General features: G+C 63.8%; 15 protein-coding genes and 1 pseudogene. 8 read left to right on the forward strand and 8 right to left on the reverse strand.

Annotation, left to right across the window (positions count from 1 at the left end):
- Window positions 1-8: 8 nt before the first annotated feature.
- The 4 genes from FRANEAN1_RS40750 to FRANEAN1_RS07420 form a co-directional block, all read right to left on the reverse strand.
- Window positions 9-170 carry a hypothetical protein gene (locus FRANEAN1_RS40750; protein WP_157472434.1) on the reverse strand — a complete coding sequence of 54 codons (162 nt, stop codon included), beginning with the start codon at window positions 168-170 and terminating at the stop codon, window positions 9-11.
- Window positions 167-379, reverse strand: a complete 213-nt coding sequence (locus FRANEAN1_RS07410; protein ID WP_041255633.1) for a hypothetical protein — start codon at window positions 377-379, stop codon at window positions 167-169. The genes FRANEAN1_RS40750 and FRANEAN1_RS07410 overlap by 4 nt, the downstream gene beginning before the upstream one ends.
- 56 nt (window positions 380-435) lie before the next feature.
- On the reverse strand, window positions 436-663 hold the full coding sequence (locus tag FRANEAN1_RS07415) for a hypothetical protein (RefSeq protein WP_347177021.1): 228 nt from the start codon (window positions 661-663) through the stop codon (window positions 436-438).
- A gap of 145 nt (window positions 664-808) precedes the next feature.
- Window positions 809-1,009: a hypothetical protein gene (locus FRANEAN1_RS07420; protein ID WP_041253800.1), complete on the reverse strand. Its 201-nt coding sequence runs from the start codon at window positions 1,007-1,009 to the stop codon at window positions 809-811.
- Between the two features lie 500 nt (window positions 1,010-1,509).
- On the opposite strand from FRANEAN1_RS07420, the gene FRANEAN1_RS07425 reads away from it, so the two are divergent.
- Together FRANEAN1_RS07425 and FRANEAN1_RS07430 are read left to right on the forward strand one after the other, a co-directional pair.
- Window positions 1,510-2,037: a hypothetical protein gene (locus FRANEAN1_RS07425; protein WP_041253801.1), complete on the forward strand. Its 528-nt coding sequence runs from the start codon at window positions 1,510-1,512 to the stop codon at window positions 2,035-2,037.
- Between the two features lie 425 nt (window positions 2,038-2,462).
- Window positions 2,463-2,879, forward strand: coding sequence for a hypothetical protein (locus FRANEAN1_RS07430; RefSeq protein WP_020459138.1), 417 nt, complete (start codon window positions 2,463-2,465; stop codon window positions 2,877-2,879).
- Window positions 2,880-2,964: 85 nt separating this feature from the next.
- On the opposite strand, the gene FRANEAN1_RS38310 is transcribed toward FRANEAN1_RS07430, so the two are convergent.
- Window positions 2,965-3,720 (reverse strand): class I SAM-dependent methyltransferase, encoded by a 756-nt coding sequence (locus FRANEAN1_RS38310; protein WP_020459139.1) that lies wholly within the window; start codon window positions 3,718-3,720, stop codon window positions 2,965-2,967.
- A gap of 119 nt (window positions 3,721-3,839) precedes the next feature.
- Window positions 3,840-4,613, reverse strand: coding sequence for a nucleotidyltransferase domain-containing protein (locus tag FRANEAN1_RS38315; RefSeq protein ID WP_198145473.1), 774 nt, complete (start codon window positions 4,611-4,613; stop codon window positions 3,840-3,842).
- Between the two features lie 398 nt (window positions 4,614-5,011).
- Between FRANEAN1_RS38315 and aspS the strand changes: the two genes are divergently transcribed.
- Window positions 5,012-6,313: an aspartate--tRNA(Asn) ligase gene (gene aspS, locus FRANEAN1_RS07440; RefSeq protein WP_020459141.1), complete on the forward strand. Its 1,302-nt coding sequence runs from the start codon at window positions 5,012-5,014 to the stop codon at window positions 6,311-6,313.
- Between the two features lie 1,319 nt (window positions 6,314-7,632).
- On the opposite strand, the gene FRANEAN1_RS40755 is transcribed toward aspS, so the two are convergent.
- Window positions 7,633-7,932 (reverse strand): hypothetical protein, encoded by a 300-nt coding sequence (locus FRANEAN1_RS40755; protein ID WP_157472437.1) that lies wholly within the window; start codon window positions 7,930-7,932, stop codon window positions 7,633-7,635.
- 205 nt (window positions 7,933-8,137) lie between these two features.
- On the opposite strand from FRANEAN1_RS40755, the gene FRANEAN1_RS38320 reads away from it, so the two are divergent.
- A complete protein-coding gene (locus FRANEAN1_RS38320) occupies window positions 8,138-9,349 on the forward strand; it encodes a helix-turn-helix transcriptional regulator (RefSeq protein ID WP_020459144.1) in 1,212 nt (403 codons plus the stop codon).
- A 136-nt stretch (window positions 9,350-9,485) separates the two neighbouring features.
- On the opposite strand, the pseudogene FRANEAN1_RS07450 reads toward FRANEAN1_RS38320, so the two are convergent.
- Window positions 9,486-9,779 (reverse strand): annotated as a pseudogene (locus FRANEAN1_RS07450) (SAM-dependent methyltransferase); the annotation flags it as partial.
- Between the two features lie 382 nt (window positions 9,780-10,161).
- On the opposite strand from FRANEAN1_RS07450, the gene FRANEAN1_RS07455 reads away from it, so the two are divergent.
- From FRANEAN1_RS07455 to FRANEAN1_RS07470, 4 genes are all read left to right on the forward strand, one after another.
- Entirely contained in the window at window positions 10,162-10,641 is a 480-nt protein-coding gene (locus FRANEAN1_RS07455; protein ID WP_041253806.1) for a Fur family transcriptional regulator, read from the forward strand.
- Window positions 10,642-10,757: 116 nt separating this feature from the next.
- Complete coding sequence (gene katG, locus FRANEAN1_RS07460; protein WP_020459147.1) at window positions 10,758-12,989, forward strand: catalase/peroxidase HPI; 2,232 nt, start codon at window positions 10,758-10,760, stop codon at window positions 12,987-12,989.
- Between the two features lie 125 nt (window positions 12,990-13,114).
- On the forward strand, window positions 13,115-13,576 hold the full coding sequence (locus tag FRANEAN1_RS07465) for an SRPBCC family protein (protein WP_020459148.1): 462 nt from the start codon (window positions 13,115-13,117) through the stop codon (window positions 13,574-13,576).
- Window positions 13,573-14,001 (forward strand): helix-turn-helix domain-containing protein, encoded by a 429-nt coding sequence (locus FRANEAN1_RS07470; RefSeq protein WP_020459149.1) that lies wholly within the window; start codon window positions 13,573-13,575, stop codon window positions 13,999-14,001. Before FRANEAN1_RS07465 ends, FRANEAN1_RS07470 begins: the two co-directional genes overlap by 4 nt.
- The last annotated feature ends 58 nt before the right edge of the window (window positions 14,002-14,059 follow it).

Here is a 14,059-nt window from a genome sequence, read left to right on the forward strand (position 1 = left end):
GCCGGTCATCAGTGGTCGGAGGGGTTGTGGAACTCGGCCGCGCGGTAGGTGTCTCGCTCGTCGCGGGTAGAGATCGGCTCCCGTAGGAGGCTTTCTACGGCGAGGACGAGCGCGCAGAGGTTGGCGAGTACGACGTCGACGAGCAGAAAGCCGATGAGGACGTCGGTCATGTGGTGCTCTCGACTCGGATCGGAAGGAACGCCAGCACCGTCTGCACGAAGTCCCACACCCCGTGCACGACGACACCGACCCCGAACTTTCCGAGGAAGTAGCCGAGCAGGATGCACGTCACCGGGATGAGTCGGGCGACGCGCAGCCGTGGCGCGAGAATCGCCACTCCGAGCAGGACGAGAATCAGGATCACGGCCGAGAAATCCATGACAGAAGGCTCCGTAACGTTGGACAGCGGGTTGACCGGGAACATGGGTTCGCCGGTCACTCCTCGAAACCGAATTCGTCGAGCGAGACGTCGATACCGGCGGCGTCCGCCCAGGTCAGGTAGGTGTCCTTCCAGACGTCGCGGGAGGTCTTCCGGTACTGCGCCAACCTGTCCTGGACTATGTCGATGGATTCCAGGAGTTCGAGATCAGCGGCGGTTTCAGCGGCGGTCCGCACGGCCAGGTGGAGGCGGTGCAAAACCGTTCCCGCCGTGTAGGTCTCCATGTGATGGGTCCACGCGACGTCGGCACGGTTCGCCAGGTCGCTAAGCGTGAGAGGGCCGAAAGACGGGTCAATTTCGGACATGCGGAAATACACCCTTCGCGCAAGGAAAAATGGAACAGGAGGAGAGGGGACCTTTAGGCGCTGGTTAGTGACGGCTGCCGGATCGGCTGAACAGGGCGTAGAGAGCCCAGAGGATCAGACCGATGACCAGGTATCCACTGACGTGTTCGGACAGGACCTGAAACACCGAGAGGACCAAGAGCAGCCCGCCCAGCGCGAGGAAAATCCGGCCCAGGAACTTGAACAGCGGAAAGAGGAGAAGGGCGAGCAGGACGAGGAGAAGCACAGTGCACCCCACAGCGGGCAGGAAAGGGATAGAGGAACCGGACAATCCCGGGGGCCGGGTCGTACGCCCCGGCTGGGGACGAGTTCCATGTTTCCTCAGAAATCCCGCCGTGTCCGTGCAGAAAGTGGGCGCAGAAAAGGAAATTTTAATCCGAAAGCGCGCGAATACCGGGCGGATAGTGGGCGCAGACCGGGCAACGATCAACAGGGCGCAGACCGGGCGCGCAGTGGGCGCAGAGTGGGCGCCAACCGGGCAACGATCAACAGCGCGCGGACTACCACAGTCCAACAACACGCACCGTCATGTCACAACGGACGAAAACCGGGAAAACTCATTTACAGTAGCTAGACGATCGCCTACCGTGTTTAGTCACGGATACGTCGCTCACTGTGAGTGAAAGGGGGGCGGGTCTCCGCAGGCGGGCTCTGCCCTCTCCTGTCCGGAGCGCCCTGGAATGTATGGCGAAGTCGAAGCGTCACGCCCGAAGCGACCCCTCGGGATTGATCAAGCTCCTGGATGATCTTCTGGCTACGGGTGCTCAGCACCCCGAGGACATCATCAACAGCGCGCCGGAACTCATCGACCGGATGCGCCCCGGAGAACCGCGCGACCTGTACCAGCGGGCACGCGAGACACAGCGCATCCTCGTGGCCACCATCGACGCACTCGAAAGGCCACGCTCCGACGCGCTCAGAGCCCTCTACAGCCTTGATCCAGTCCCACGGGGACACAAACTGCTGCTCAACCAGACGGAGCGCAGAGAGAAGGCCGGAGTCGTCTACCGCGTGAGTGGCGAGACGATGCGACGCCACATGGAGAGCCGTCTCCTGCTCGCGCTCGCGGTCGAGCTGGACCACCGTCTCACCAGGGGTGTTGGCACCACCCACTCAGTGATCAGCGCGATCATCAAACTGCCCCACCAACTACCACCACCACCCATGGAGTTCTACCGCCGCGCACGGGAACGACGGGGTACCCGCACCCCAAGATCACAAAAGGTGACGGAACATCCTCGGAGCCAGGAGTGAGAACTTGATCCCGATGCGTGCCGTGGGCGCTGCTACCCAGGCGGGTAGCAGCGCCCACGGCACTCCCATGCCTGCACCTAGGGAGCTTCCTCAGGTGAGGGTCGGTGCCGGTCGATCCATGCCTGAACCTCGGACGGGCGCCACAGCCTGAAGTGCCGGACGCTCTGCACAGGGGCGGGGAAGTCCGGCCGGTGGGACAGTTGCCGCGCACGTTCGCTCGTGACACCGAGTCGCTTGGCAATGTCACCGGTCGTCCACAGTGCTTCATCCGTCACGCGCGTGATGGTATAGGCCAACTCCAAACATGCGTCTACTATTGGAGTTGGCCTACTCCAACAGTGATCCGTAAGCGGTCCGGATTCGGTGATGCCACACCGCCTCCGGACCTGGATCACATCCCTGCCTCAGACAGGAGACGCGACCCTATGCCGAGTATCCAGCCCCCCGACCATGGCCCATGGCGCAACCCCTTCGACGGACACCGCTTCGTCGCCGTACGCCGGACCGAACGCGGCCTGTACGAACTCACCCTCACCCCGGGCGCAGATCTTCACGACCTGATCAACGTGACTGCGACCCTGCCCAGCGTCGTCTACCTCGACCACCGACCCGCCGAGCCGACCGACCCCACCGTCATCCTGACGTTCGGCCCCACCCCAACCCCCGCAGGCAGACCAACGATCCGCCCCGGCATCGATGGCCCGGCCGGATGGACACCCACTCTCGACACCACCGAGGACCCCCCGACCCTCACCGAAGCTGACTTCCGGACCGTCCTCGACGCGCGTATCTACCGGCTGTACGGACGCCACCTCAGCGACATCACACGCACCACGCAGTAGTCCTTCCGGACGGAAAGGGGCGCCCCGCCGGGGCGCCCCTTTTCACGTCTTCGGACAACGGCCGGTACTACGAACGCTCGCCCCGCTACGGCTGCACCGCGAGGACTATCAGTCGGGGCGACGTCATAGCGTCGTACGGCCCGCCCTGATAGTCACCCCTGACCTTGGAAATGCAGAGACCCGCGTTGCCGAGAATACGAGCGAGTTCCGCGAGAGTGTAGATCCTGATGTACGTCACGATCGGCTTAAGGCGGAAACCGTCACTGATCACCGTGCGCACACTCGTGCTGATACCGGAAGCGGGATCATAGGAACGCTCTTCAAGTACGAACCGCCCGCGCGCTTGCCGCCAGACTCGGGATTCCCGTCCAAACATCGGGAGAATGGGATTCACCAAGTCAAGGAGGAAGTAGCCGCCGGGCCTAAGTACACGGCAGAACTCGCGAACCAAAGCGGCATCCTCAGCTACCGAGGGCAGGTAACCGAAAGAAGAAAACAGGCTGACGGCCGCGTCGAAGTTTCTACCGAACGGTAAATTACGCACGTCCGCACACACGACCTGCGCCGAAGTGGCTCTCAATGTGATCTGGCCACGCGCCAATTCCAGTCCGGCAAAACTCCGGTCAACACCAACTACGGTGTAACCTCGGTCCGCCAAGGTTACGGTATGCCGGCCCGCGCCGCAGCACAGATCAAGAATCCGCGCACCCGGTTCCAGTTCCAGGAGGTCGCCGATAGTACGGACCATATCCGCCGTCTCCCGATCGTCAGCGCGAGGCGAAATATAATGGAAGTAGTCCTCACTGTAGGCGCGTTTTGCCCAGTCGAGTTGTACGTCCATCCGGGTTTCCTCCGATATGCGCCAAGCCCCGCGGTCGTCGCGTTTAGTCCTGACATGAGCTGCATGTTTCGCGGACAGCGGAGATTCCGATTCGCGCGGTGCTTTGCAAACAGATGTTGCTAATCTCTGGCAAGCAAGGATTCGATTTCTTCCACGAGGGCGTAGCCGGACGCGCAGGGAACGGGACGTCGGCCGCCACGGGTCGCAAGGGCCGAGCCGATAACGGCGCTCCATTCTCCATGAAAAAAATTCTCCGCCCATGTAGCAGCTTGCGATTTCGTCGCGATCGTACCGAGCATCTTCGTGTACAGAAGTCGGCAAGCAGAGAGTACATGTAATGCTAGTGTGCGCTCAATTTGCACATCACCTTCCGGACGCCGGATAAAGGGCGCCGCCCCGTGAACACTCGCACGCAATTGGTCCTCGGTCACCTCGGCTATCGTCTCGGCTGCCGTCGACCCCGCTAGATGCGGGCCGTACTCCCGAGCAATATACATTTGTACAATCCAATCCGATCTTGGCTTACTCAAAACCAGCTCGCCACTTGTGTTTAACATCCAGTGTTGCGCTCGTTCAAGAGATGTAGCACGGCAGAAATGGACCGGAAGATAGACCACCTCCAACCGCGTCCCCCACCAGCCGCCATCGGTTCTAAGCCGATTGTGGGTCTCCCGTAGCGCGGCAAGGAACGCGGCATCTCCCAGGGGACGCCGCAGTACCACCACAAAGTCAATGTCGCTGCTGTTCAGGTCGAAATCTCCCATGGATAGGGAGCCGGATAGGTAGATGCCGACCAGTTCGTTTTTAAAACATTCCATCAGGGCGGCTGTTGTCGCGTCTACGATCGACGCTACGTCGGGAATCTCGGAACGAAGGGACGGTCCCCATCTCATCGCGGCAAGTCCTCTCAGTCCAACACGTTTCTTCGGACAATCCAGTGGAGAGCTGCTCGTTTCCTTTGCCATAGTTATGCCGAGTTTTTCCGGAGGGTGCCGCGGAGGGTCGGCTCGGCGCCTGTGCTAGGCTTGACCTCAAACGTTGACGGAGACGAGTAGCGCGGGATCACCAAGGTGCAGAGAGATGCCGGAAGCTGCGAAGGCATCCCTTGGTCCTGGCGTGAAGACCCTCCTGAGTGCGGGGAAAAACGGCATCCGCTCAGTAAGCCCCGACGAATGGCCCCCGTTACCGGGCCGACGAGGCCGCTTGTTCCGACAAACGGCGAAGTGCGGTGGCACCGCGAGAAGCCCCTCGCCCGCACCTTCGGGGACGAAGCTGCCGAGAGGGAACAACGATGGAAAGAACCTATACAACGGATCTTCCCAAGCGCGCGGGCGAGAAAGTGCATCTTGCGGGATGGGTCCACCGGCGCCGCGTTCTGAAAAACGTGACATTTCTTGTCCTGCGCGACGCACGCGGCACAGCGCAAATCGTCGTGAACGAGCCCGACATTCTCTCGAAAATCTCGGATGTCACCGAGGAATCCGTCGTAGAAATTGACGGACAAGCAGTAGCGAACCCACACGCACCCGGTGGGGTGGAAGTCATTAACCCCGAGATAGGAATTCTCTCCGAGGCTGTTTCTCCGTTGCCTTTCGAGATTTTCCGACCGAACCTGGACGTGAGCCTTCCCGTACAGCTCGACCATGCATCGCTCGCGCTGAGGCACCCACGGCGGCAAGCAATATTCCGGCTGGCTGCCGCATCCGTCGCGGGATTCAGGGAAGCCCTCACGAGCGAAGGGTTCACCGAGGTCCACACTCCAAAGATCGTCGCATCCTCTACTGAGAGCGGAGCGAACGTCTTCGGCATAGACTATTTTGGATCGCGCGCCTACCTCGCCCAGAGCCCGCAGTTCTATAAGCAAACTCTCGTTGGCGTGTTCGAGCGAGTATTTGAAGTAGCTCCGGTTTTTCGGGCCGAACCGCACGACACCGCAAGACATCTCGCAGAATACGTCTCCCTGGATGCCGAGATGGGATTCATTGAGGACCACCACACCGTCATAAAAATGGTGAGTCTGGCGGTTAGGCACATGGTAGAGAAGGTGTCGGCTACTGACCCAGAGGAGTCGATACTTGCCGACCAGACGTTGCCCCGTATCCCCGAGCAGATACCGATCATCCATTTCTCTGACGCTCAGGAGATGATCCAGCGAGCAACCGGCGAACAGGTGATTGGTGAGCCTGACCTCGCCCCGGCGCACGAACGGTGGCTCGGAGAGTGGGCGCTCCACGAGTTCGGTAGCGACTTTCTTTTCGTAACGGGCTACCCCATGCGCAAAAGGCCCTTCTACACGCACCCGGACCCCGCGCGACCCGAGTTCTCCAACAGTTTCGACCTTCTGTTCCGAGGATTGGAACTCGTGACCGGGGGGCAACGGCTCCACCGATACACCGATTACGTACAGGCAATTACCTTGCGCGGCGAAGACCCTGAGAAGTACCGGGCGTACATTGACACTTTCCGGTACGGCATGCCGCCCCACGGCGGTTTCGCACTCGGCCTGGAAAGATGGACCGCCCGACTTACCGGCGCGGCAAACGTTCGCGAGGTCACTCTGTTTCCCCGGGACTTGCACAGGCTCACTCCGTAGTAGCCGGTGGATTTTCCCACTCACGACCCTCTTTCGTGCTGAGCGGGTCTCCTCCGGATTGGCAACACTCGGCGGAGTATCACGGAGACATGCCATCGCCTGTTGTGTCGACCCCCGAGTCGACACAACAGGCGAGAGGCTGCACCCCGTCGCCGATAGGCCGCGCGCAAGGCCCCACTATTGGGACGCTGGCAGGTTGCCGGCGGTCGGCATCATGCTCCGCGCTACCGAGATTTGAGGGATAGTCTGGTCAGCAGAGCGACGCTGGCGAGAGGACTCACAGCGCTAGCAACAACCGTCCGGTTTCCGGACGATATTAAATCCGGCATCGTCCAATGCGGCAGTCACATAGAACGCGACCTCGGGGCCGTTCGCCTCACTCCTGAATGCCTCGGTCACGGCCTCCGTAATGACCGTCAGCACAGTTGCAGAATCCTCGTCCATAGGCGCGGTTACGCCTCTCAATAGACCGCCGTCTCCGGCCTAACGGCGGACAGAGTATCGCCGAGTGGCCAGCCTTTCGGTGGGCGCCGCTTCCTTATGCACCGTAGTAGCGACGATTCGAAGCCAAACCATAAATCTGCGTTCTTCGACCCGTATGATCCGTGCGAGAGCAGATCGACCCTTGCCATCTTCGCAGAGAACCGCCACCTCGGGAGTCACCAGAAGCCGGGACGGAACGGCGCTCATTGGGCACAAGATCAGGCCGTCACTGCTCATCGCGTCGAAGTCCACGACAATATATGGCGTAGTAGAACTTCGGACTTCCGACGAGAGCGGCGAGCCGACTCCTTGCATCGTGTCAATGGTGGACCGGAGGTCCTGAACGATGCGAAGAGCCCGGGTCGTTTCCTGGACAACCTTATTCAGATCGGCATTTCCTACCGGCAGGCTGTAGCCGTACGATCTGAGATTCCGGTTTACATTCTCCAGGATGCGCAACGCAGAATCCAGCTCAAAGCCTAGAAGAGCGCGCAGGGTTCCGCCCGTAGGAGTCATCGGTTCGTCCTTCGTTAACTGGAGACCGGCGGCGGTTGCGGGTAGCTATACGCTGCGGCGACCATAGAGCAGGTTGAATGGGATCACGTAGCCATCCCCTCCATACCGCTGTTTCACGTATGCGCGTGCGAAGGAATCCTCATGGAAGGTGCCCACACCGTGAACCGCCGTCTTGCCGTCTTCGCCAGTCCGGGCCGCGAGGTACAGTCGCTGCGTTCTATGCCAACCGGCTTCGGCGGGATTGTCTGGCCGCATCAGGCGCGGCAATCGAGACCAGAGGTCGCGACGTGTTATGTCATACGACTGTTCTCTCGGTTCGTTCATGTCGACGCTGCCGGATGCCCGTTCGGGTTTGGCAGCATACCCCCCGTAGGTTGCTCTGATATCCGTGCCGTCAAGTGATCCAGATCCGACAGAATGGACTCGGCCCGCAGGCTCAGGATCGTGATCTTATGGTCGGACCATGGAAGGTACTCGATGGAAATGATGTCCATGATCTTGAGCATTGCGACAGTTGCGATTTTCAGTTCATCGGCGAGGATCTTTTGTAATTGCGGAAATCTTTCGTCGGTCCTGTTGTTATCCTCACTCTGCTCGTTGGCGCTTCCGTCTTCACTCATGCTTCTCAACCCCCTCCTGGTGCCTAAGCGGCGGCCCGGAGACCGGGAGTCCCCGAACCCGTCCGGCCCCTGATCCGGTCACCGGCCTCCGGGCGCCTAGCAACTGATCCTGATGACCTGGTCAGCACAAGAGAACCGACCGGGAGGGATAGGATGTTGCTACGGAGCGTGATGTGTAGGACGTAGCGTCCTAGGGAGGTGACCCATGCGGGAGATCCGAGCGTTGGGAGACCGCGTCGCTCAGGTACGAGTACGACGGTCCATGACCCAGGCCGAGCTAGCGGAGCGGGCGGACGTATCCGTTGACCTGGTTACGAAGCTTGAGCAGGGGCAACGTGATGGAATCCGCATCACCACGTTGCATAGCCTTGCCAGGGCGTTGGAAGTACCTACAGCAACGTTCTTCAAGGTGGAGGTGGAGACAGCGATGAGCGACAGCGAAGCGCTGATGCCGCTCCGGCGGTTGCTACTACCCGGGCCCTCAGGCAGTCGGGCGGAGGAGCCTGCGCTTGGGCTCAGGCCGCTACGGGATCGGCTGGTTGCCCTGACTCAGGACTACCATCATGCCCGGTACTCGCAAGCGGTACGGACAGCTCCCGCGCTGATTGAGGACATCACGGCCGCGAGCGCTCTCCACCAAGGGGAAGATCAAGAAGCGGCTTACCGCCTTTTGTCGCATGCCTACATCATGGCGGCAAGTGTGTTGATCCAGTTGGGGGGCGAAGACCTCGCGTGCGAGGCCATCCGGCGCAGCATGGAAGCGGCAGACTCGGCCGGCGACCAGATTCTCCGTGCTAGTGGTGTGGTTTATTACCGCTGGGCTTTCATCAGACAAGGACGATTCGACGATGCCGAGAGAGTGGCCGTCGAGATGGCAGCAGAGATTGAGCCGTCAATCATGCGGTCCACCCCCGAACACCTAGGCGTATGGGGTCGACTTATGACGGGTGCCAGCGCTGCCGCCGCGCGGAACAACCGTCCGGAAACTGCCAGTGAACTACTATCGTACGCTCGGTCGTCGGCTGCGCGAATTGTCGATGGAAAGATGGACTATGCAAAATACTGGGCGGCATTTGGTCCATCTCAGGTGGATGCAATAGAGGTGGAAAACGCCATGACTCAGGGAGACGCGCCCCGCGCGTTGCAACTGGCAGGGTCCGTCCACCGGACCGAAAATATGCCACTGAGTAACTGGACACGTCATCTGTTGGCCGTAGCGGAAGCCCAAACAGCCACCAGAGACTATCCCAATGCCATACGGACCGTACAGGAGGCCCGTACGTTGACCCCTGAATGGCTCCGAGAGCAGCGGCTAGCCGGGAAGGTGGTTCGGGACCTCTTGGACGCGACCAGCGTCCGCCGTGCTCGCAAGAGCGGCCTAGCCGAGTTGGCTTCGTTCGTTGGGGTTCAGCCCTAAGGTTCCGGCCCTCACTCTCACGGTCCAGCTCGACCGGACCGACTGCCCGGTGCGGGGGGGTGAGACCTCCATGGTGCTTGCTCTAGAAAGCGCCATGCAAGCACTGGACAGGGTGTGAACAACCCGACTTGCAACGGTCGTTGTCGGCGTAGACGATCCGGGAGTCCGGAGCGGCGCGCTGGGCCACCTCGTGGGTGTTGTCGGCCGCGGGCAGGCCCGTGCCGATGTCGAGGAACTGGCGGATGCCGTGCTCGGTGGCGAGCAGGTTCACGGCGCGGCGCAGGAAAGAGCGGTTTGCGCGGACGCTCTCGGTGACCGTGGGCATCGCGGCCATGACCGCCTCCGCCACTTTCCGGTCGGCCGCGAAGTTGTTCTTCCCGCCGAGCCAGTGGTCGTAGACCCGGGCGATGTGGGCGACGTCGGTGCGCAGGTCGACCGGCTCACCGTTGAAGCCCTGGACCGTGCCGCTGGTCGTGACCGACTTGAAGTCCCACGACCCGTCTCCGGGAAAACCGCTCCTGGCCAATTACTCTCGGTCCTTCCAACATCCGTCGGGGCATCGCGCTGGACACCGCTGATCGGTACTCCGGGCGGGGACGGCGGCGTCAGATAGCCGAATACTACGCATTCGAGACGAACTGTGGCGCATCGTGGCATTCGGTGGCGTGGGTCACCGCAAACGCCCAGCTCAGACGCTCGCGCAGCCGCTTCGCGCCCACGGAGCCGGGGCCAGGGTCCGGTGGCCGGGAGCATATCGGGAGCTTGGAGTGGTGGCCTGGTTACTTTCTGGTTTTCTTGACTGGTTCCAGAAAATGGGTGACCATGTGGTGGTGGCCACAGCGGAGGACTTCCGGCGGATGTTGCGCGGGGCCGCGCTGCGCGTCACCCGTCCGCGGGTGGCGGTGCTGACGGCGGTCTACGCGCATCCGCACGCGGACACCGACTCGATCGTCGGTTCCGTGCGCGAGGAGCTGCCTGAGGTGTCCCACCAGGCGGTGTACGACTCGCTGCGGGTTCTCACGACGGCCGGCCTGGTCCGGCGTATCCAGCCGGCCGGCTCGGCGGCCCGTTACGAGTCGCGGGTGGGGGACAACCACCATCACGTCGTGTGCCGGTCCTGTCGTGCCATCGCCGATGTCGACTGCGCGGTCGGCTCGGCGCCCTGCCTGGCCGCGTCCGACGACCGCGGCTTCTCGATAGACGAGGCCGAGGTCTTCTACTGGGGCCGGTGCCCCGACTGCTCCCCGCCGGCGACGCCTGACCGCCCCCGAGCCGCCCCTGACCGCTCCTGACTCCTTCCGATCTGTCCCTACCCGCTCCCGATCCGACCCCCATCCGTCCCGACCGTTCCTGATCCGTCCCTGTCCGCTTTCGATCCGCTGCTGATCCGCCAACGACGGAGGATCCTGTGTCCGAGAATCACGAGACAGTTGTTTCCGAACTGAACGAGGAAAGCGGTGGCGGCTGCCCGGTCGCGCATGAGCGGGCTCCGCATCCCACCCAGGGTGGCGGGAACCGTGGTTGGTGGCCGAACCGGCTCAACCTGAAGATCCTCGCCAAGAATCCCGCGGTGGCCAATCCGCTCGGTGAGGAGTTCGACTACGCCGCGGCGTTCCGGACGCTCGACCTCCCCGCCGTCAAGCGGGACATCGCGCAGGTGCTGACGACGTCGCAGGACTGGTGGCCGGCCGACTACGGTCACTACGGCCCGTTCATGATCAGGATGGCGTGGCACAGCGCGGGTACCTACCGCATCAGCGATGGCCGTGGTGGCGGCGGCGCCGGGCAGCAGCGTTTCGCGCCGCTCAACAGCTGGCCGGACAACGGGAACCTGGACAAGGCGCGCCGCCTGCTGTGGCCGGTGAAGAAGAAGTACGGTCAGGCGCTCTCCTGGGCGGACCTGATGATTCTCGCCGGCAACGTCGCCCTGGAATCGATGGGTTTCACGACCTTCGGCTTCGCCGGTGGCCGCGAGGATGTCTGGGAGCCGGACGAGGACGTCTACTGGGGCCCGGAGACCACCTGGCTCGGCGACGAGCGCTACACCGGTGACCGGGAGCTCGAGAATCCGCTCGGGGCGGTCCAGATGGGCCTCATCTACGTCAACCCGGAGGGCCCGAACGGCACCCCGGACCCGCTGGCCGCGGCCCGCGACATCCGCGAGACGTTCCGCCGCATGGCGATGGACGACGAGGAGACGGTGGCGCTCATCGCCGGTGGCCACACGTTCGGCAAGACCCACGGCGCGGGCGACCCGGACAACGTCGGTCCGGAGCCCGAAGGTGCCCCCCTTGAGACGCAGGGCCTCGGCTGGAAGAACGCCTTCGGTACCGGCAAGGGCGCGGACGCGATCACCAGCGGGCTCGAGGGTGCCTGGACTCCCACCCCGGTGAGCTGGGACAACAGCTTCTTCGAGACGCTTTTCGGCTACGAGTGGGCGCTGACGAAGAGCCCGGCCGGGGCCTACCAGTGGAAGCCGAAGGGCGGCGCGGGCGCTGGCACCGTCCCCGATGCCCACGACGCGGCGAAGAGCCACGCCCCGACGATGCTGACGACCGACCTCGCCCTGCGGTTCGACCCGGTGTACGAGCCGATCTCGCGGCGGTTCCTGGAGCACCCGGACGAGCTCGCGGACGCGTTCGCCCGGGCGTGGTTCAAGCTGACCCACCGTGACATGGGGCCGGTCGCGCGCTACCTCGGCCCGGAGGTCCCGGCCGAGACGCTGCTGTGGCAGGACCCGGTGCCGGCGGTGGACCACGAGCTCGTCGACGCCGCGGACGTCGCCGCGCTGAAGGTCCGGGTCCTCGCCTCGGGCCTGTCGGTCTCCGAGCTGGTCGCGACCGCGTGGGCGTCGGCCTCGACGTTCCGTGGCGGTGACAAGCGCGGTGGTGCCAACGGCGCGCGCATCCGCCTCGAGCCGCAGCGCGGCTGGGAGGTGAACGAGCCGGACCGGCTGGCGGCGGTGCTGGGGACGCTGACCGGCATCCAGGAGGAGTTCCACGCCGCCCGGACCGACGGCCGGCGGGTCTCGCTCGCCGACCTGATCGTGCTCGCCGGTGGTGCCGCTGTCGAGCAGGCAGCCCGCGAAGCCGGCTTCGACGTCGAGGTCCCGTTCACCCCGGGCCGGACCGACGCGTCCCAGGAGCTGACCGACGTCGAGTCGTTCGCGGCGCTCGAACCGGCCGCGGACGGGTTCCGTAACTACCTCGGGAAGGGCCAGCGCCTGCCGGCCGAGTACCTGCTGCTCGACCGGGCGAACCTGCTGACCCTGAGCGCCCCCGAGCTGACGGTCCTCGTCGGTGGCCTGCGGGTGCTGGGGGCGAACTTCCGGCAGTCCTCGCTGGGGGTCCTCACCGCGACGCCCGGGGTGTTGACCAACGACTTCTTCGCCAACCTGCTCGACCTGGGCACGACGTGGCGCCCGAGCGGCGAGGACGACAACGTCTTCGAGGGCCGCGACGCCGCCACGGGCGAGCTGACCTGGACCGGTAGCCGCGTCGACCTCGTCTTCGGCTCGAACTCCGAGCTGCGCGCGTTCGCGGAGGTGTACGCGAGCGACGACGCGCGGGAGAAGTTCGTACGCGACTTCGTCGCGGCCTGGGCCAAGGTGATGAACCTCGACCGCTACGACCTCGCCTGATCCCGCTGCCTGGGTGGCCCCGCCGGGCCACCCAGGCAGCCGTCGAGGTGAGAAGCAACCGATGGTTGCTGGATGTCGCCCTGCCGGGTAACCTGACAAGCAACCAAACGTTGCAGGAGGATGTCATGGAACTCGGCACAATCGAGCGGGAGATCTACGTCGAGGCGGCGCCCGAGATCGTCTTCGAGGTGGTGAGCAGCCCCGACCACCTCAGGCAGTGGTGGCCGGACGACGCCCGCTACGAGCCGACGCCCGGCTCGACGGGGCAGATCGTCTTCGGTGACTGCAATGCCGGCGGGACAGCGGTGGCGTTCACCGTCGTCGACGCCCGACCGCCGCGGACGTTCTCGTTCCGCTGGACGCATCCGGCCGACGAGGCCGCGGTGGAGGGCAACTCGCTTCTGGTCACCTTCGAGCTGACCCCGTCGGGCGCCGGGACGATGCTCCGGATGACCGAGACCGGCTTCCGCGAGATGGGCTGGGAGATCGCCGTCCTCGAGCAGCAGTACCAGGAGCACGTCACCGGCTGGGACTTCTACCTGCCGCGGCTCGCGCCGTACGTCGCGACGCTTCAGCTGCGGCCATGAGAACCGCCGTGGCCGAGAATGTCGACGACGACCTCTGGTCCGCGATCGGGGACCCGACCCGGCGCCGGATGCTCGACCTGCTGCTCAGCGAGGGCCACGGCACCGCGACCACGCTGAGCCAGCGGCTGCCGGTCACCCGCCAGGCGGTGGCCAAGCACCTCGTCATCCTCGACCGGGTCGGCCTCGTCCACGCGACCCCGGCGGGCCGGGAGAAGCAGTATCGGGTGGACGGCGCCCAGCTCGCCCGCGCGGTGGCCCAACTGTCGTCCGTCGGGTCGGCGTGGGACGCCCGACTACAGCGGATCAGGCACATCGCCGAGTCGATCCAGCGCACCCAACGCGCCGTCGTCTTCGAGGATCATGAGGACGGCCCTGCCCCACCAGACAGGGGACATGCTCCGTCCGGGCCATGCCAGGGAGGATAACGAGCACCGGTAGCCCGCGGCGGCCGTGAAAGCGGCCGCTCGGGTGCGCCTGATACGG

Source organism: Parafrankia sp. EAN1pec, assembly GCF_000018005.1.
In the GTDB taxonomy this organism is placed as follows: Bacteria; Actinomycetota; Actinomycetes; order Frankiales; family Frankiaceae; genus Parafrankia; species Parafrankia soli.

Coding starts and splice junctions, on each gene's coding strand:
- FRANEAN1_RS38310 (WP_020459139.1), bottom strand. CDS start 3,720: ATGGACGTACAACTCGACTGGGCAAAACGCGCCTACAGTGAGGACTAC.
- FRANEAN1_RS07410 (WP_041255633.1), bottom strand. CDS start 379: ATGGATTTCTCGGCCGTGATCCTGATTCTCGTCCTGCTCGGAGTGGCG.
- FRANEAN1_RS07455 (WP_041253806.1), top strand. CDS start 10,162: ATGGGTGACCATGTGGTGGTGGCCACAGCGGAGGACTTCCGGCGGATG.
- FRANEAN1_RS07415 (WP_347177021.1), bottom strand. CDS start 663: ATGGAGACCTACACGGCGGGAACGGTTTTGCACCGCCTCCACCTGGCC.
- FRANEAN1_RS40755 (WP_157472437.1), bottom strand. CDS start 7,932: ATGAGTGAAGACGGAAGCGCCAACGAGCAGAGTGAGGATAACAACAGG.
- FRANEAN1_RS07470 (WP_020459149.1), top strand. CDS start 13,573: ATGAGAACCGCCGTGGCCGAGAATGTCGACGACGACCTCTGGTCCGCG.
- FRANEAN1_RS38320 (WP_020459144.1), top strand. CDS start 8,138: ATGCGGGAGATCCGAGCGTTGGGAGACCGCGTCGCTCAGGTACGAGTA.
- FRANEAN1_RS07465 (WP_020459148.1), top strand. CDS start 13,115: ATGGAACTCGGCACAATCGAGCGGGAGATCTACGTCGAGGCGGCGCCC.
- FRANEAN1_RS07430 (WP_020459138.1), top strand. CDS start 2,463: ATGCCGAGTATCCAGCCCCCCGACCATGGCCCATGGCGCAACCCCTTC.
- FRANEAN1_RS40750 (WP_157472434.1), bottom strand. CDS start 170: ATGACCGACGTCCTCATCGGCTTTCTGCTCGTCGACGTCGTACTCGCC.
- FRANEAN1_RS38315 (WP_198145473.1), bottom strand. CDS start 4,613: ATGAGATGGGGACCGTCCCTTCGTTCCGAGATTCCCGACGTAGCGTCG.
- aspS (WP_020459141.1), top strand. CDS start 5,012: ATGGAAAGAACCTATACAACGGATCTTCCCAAGCGCGCGGGCGAGAAA.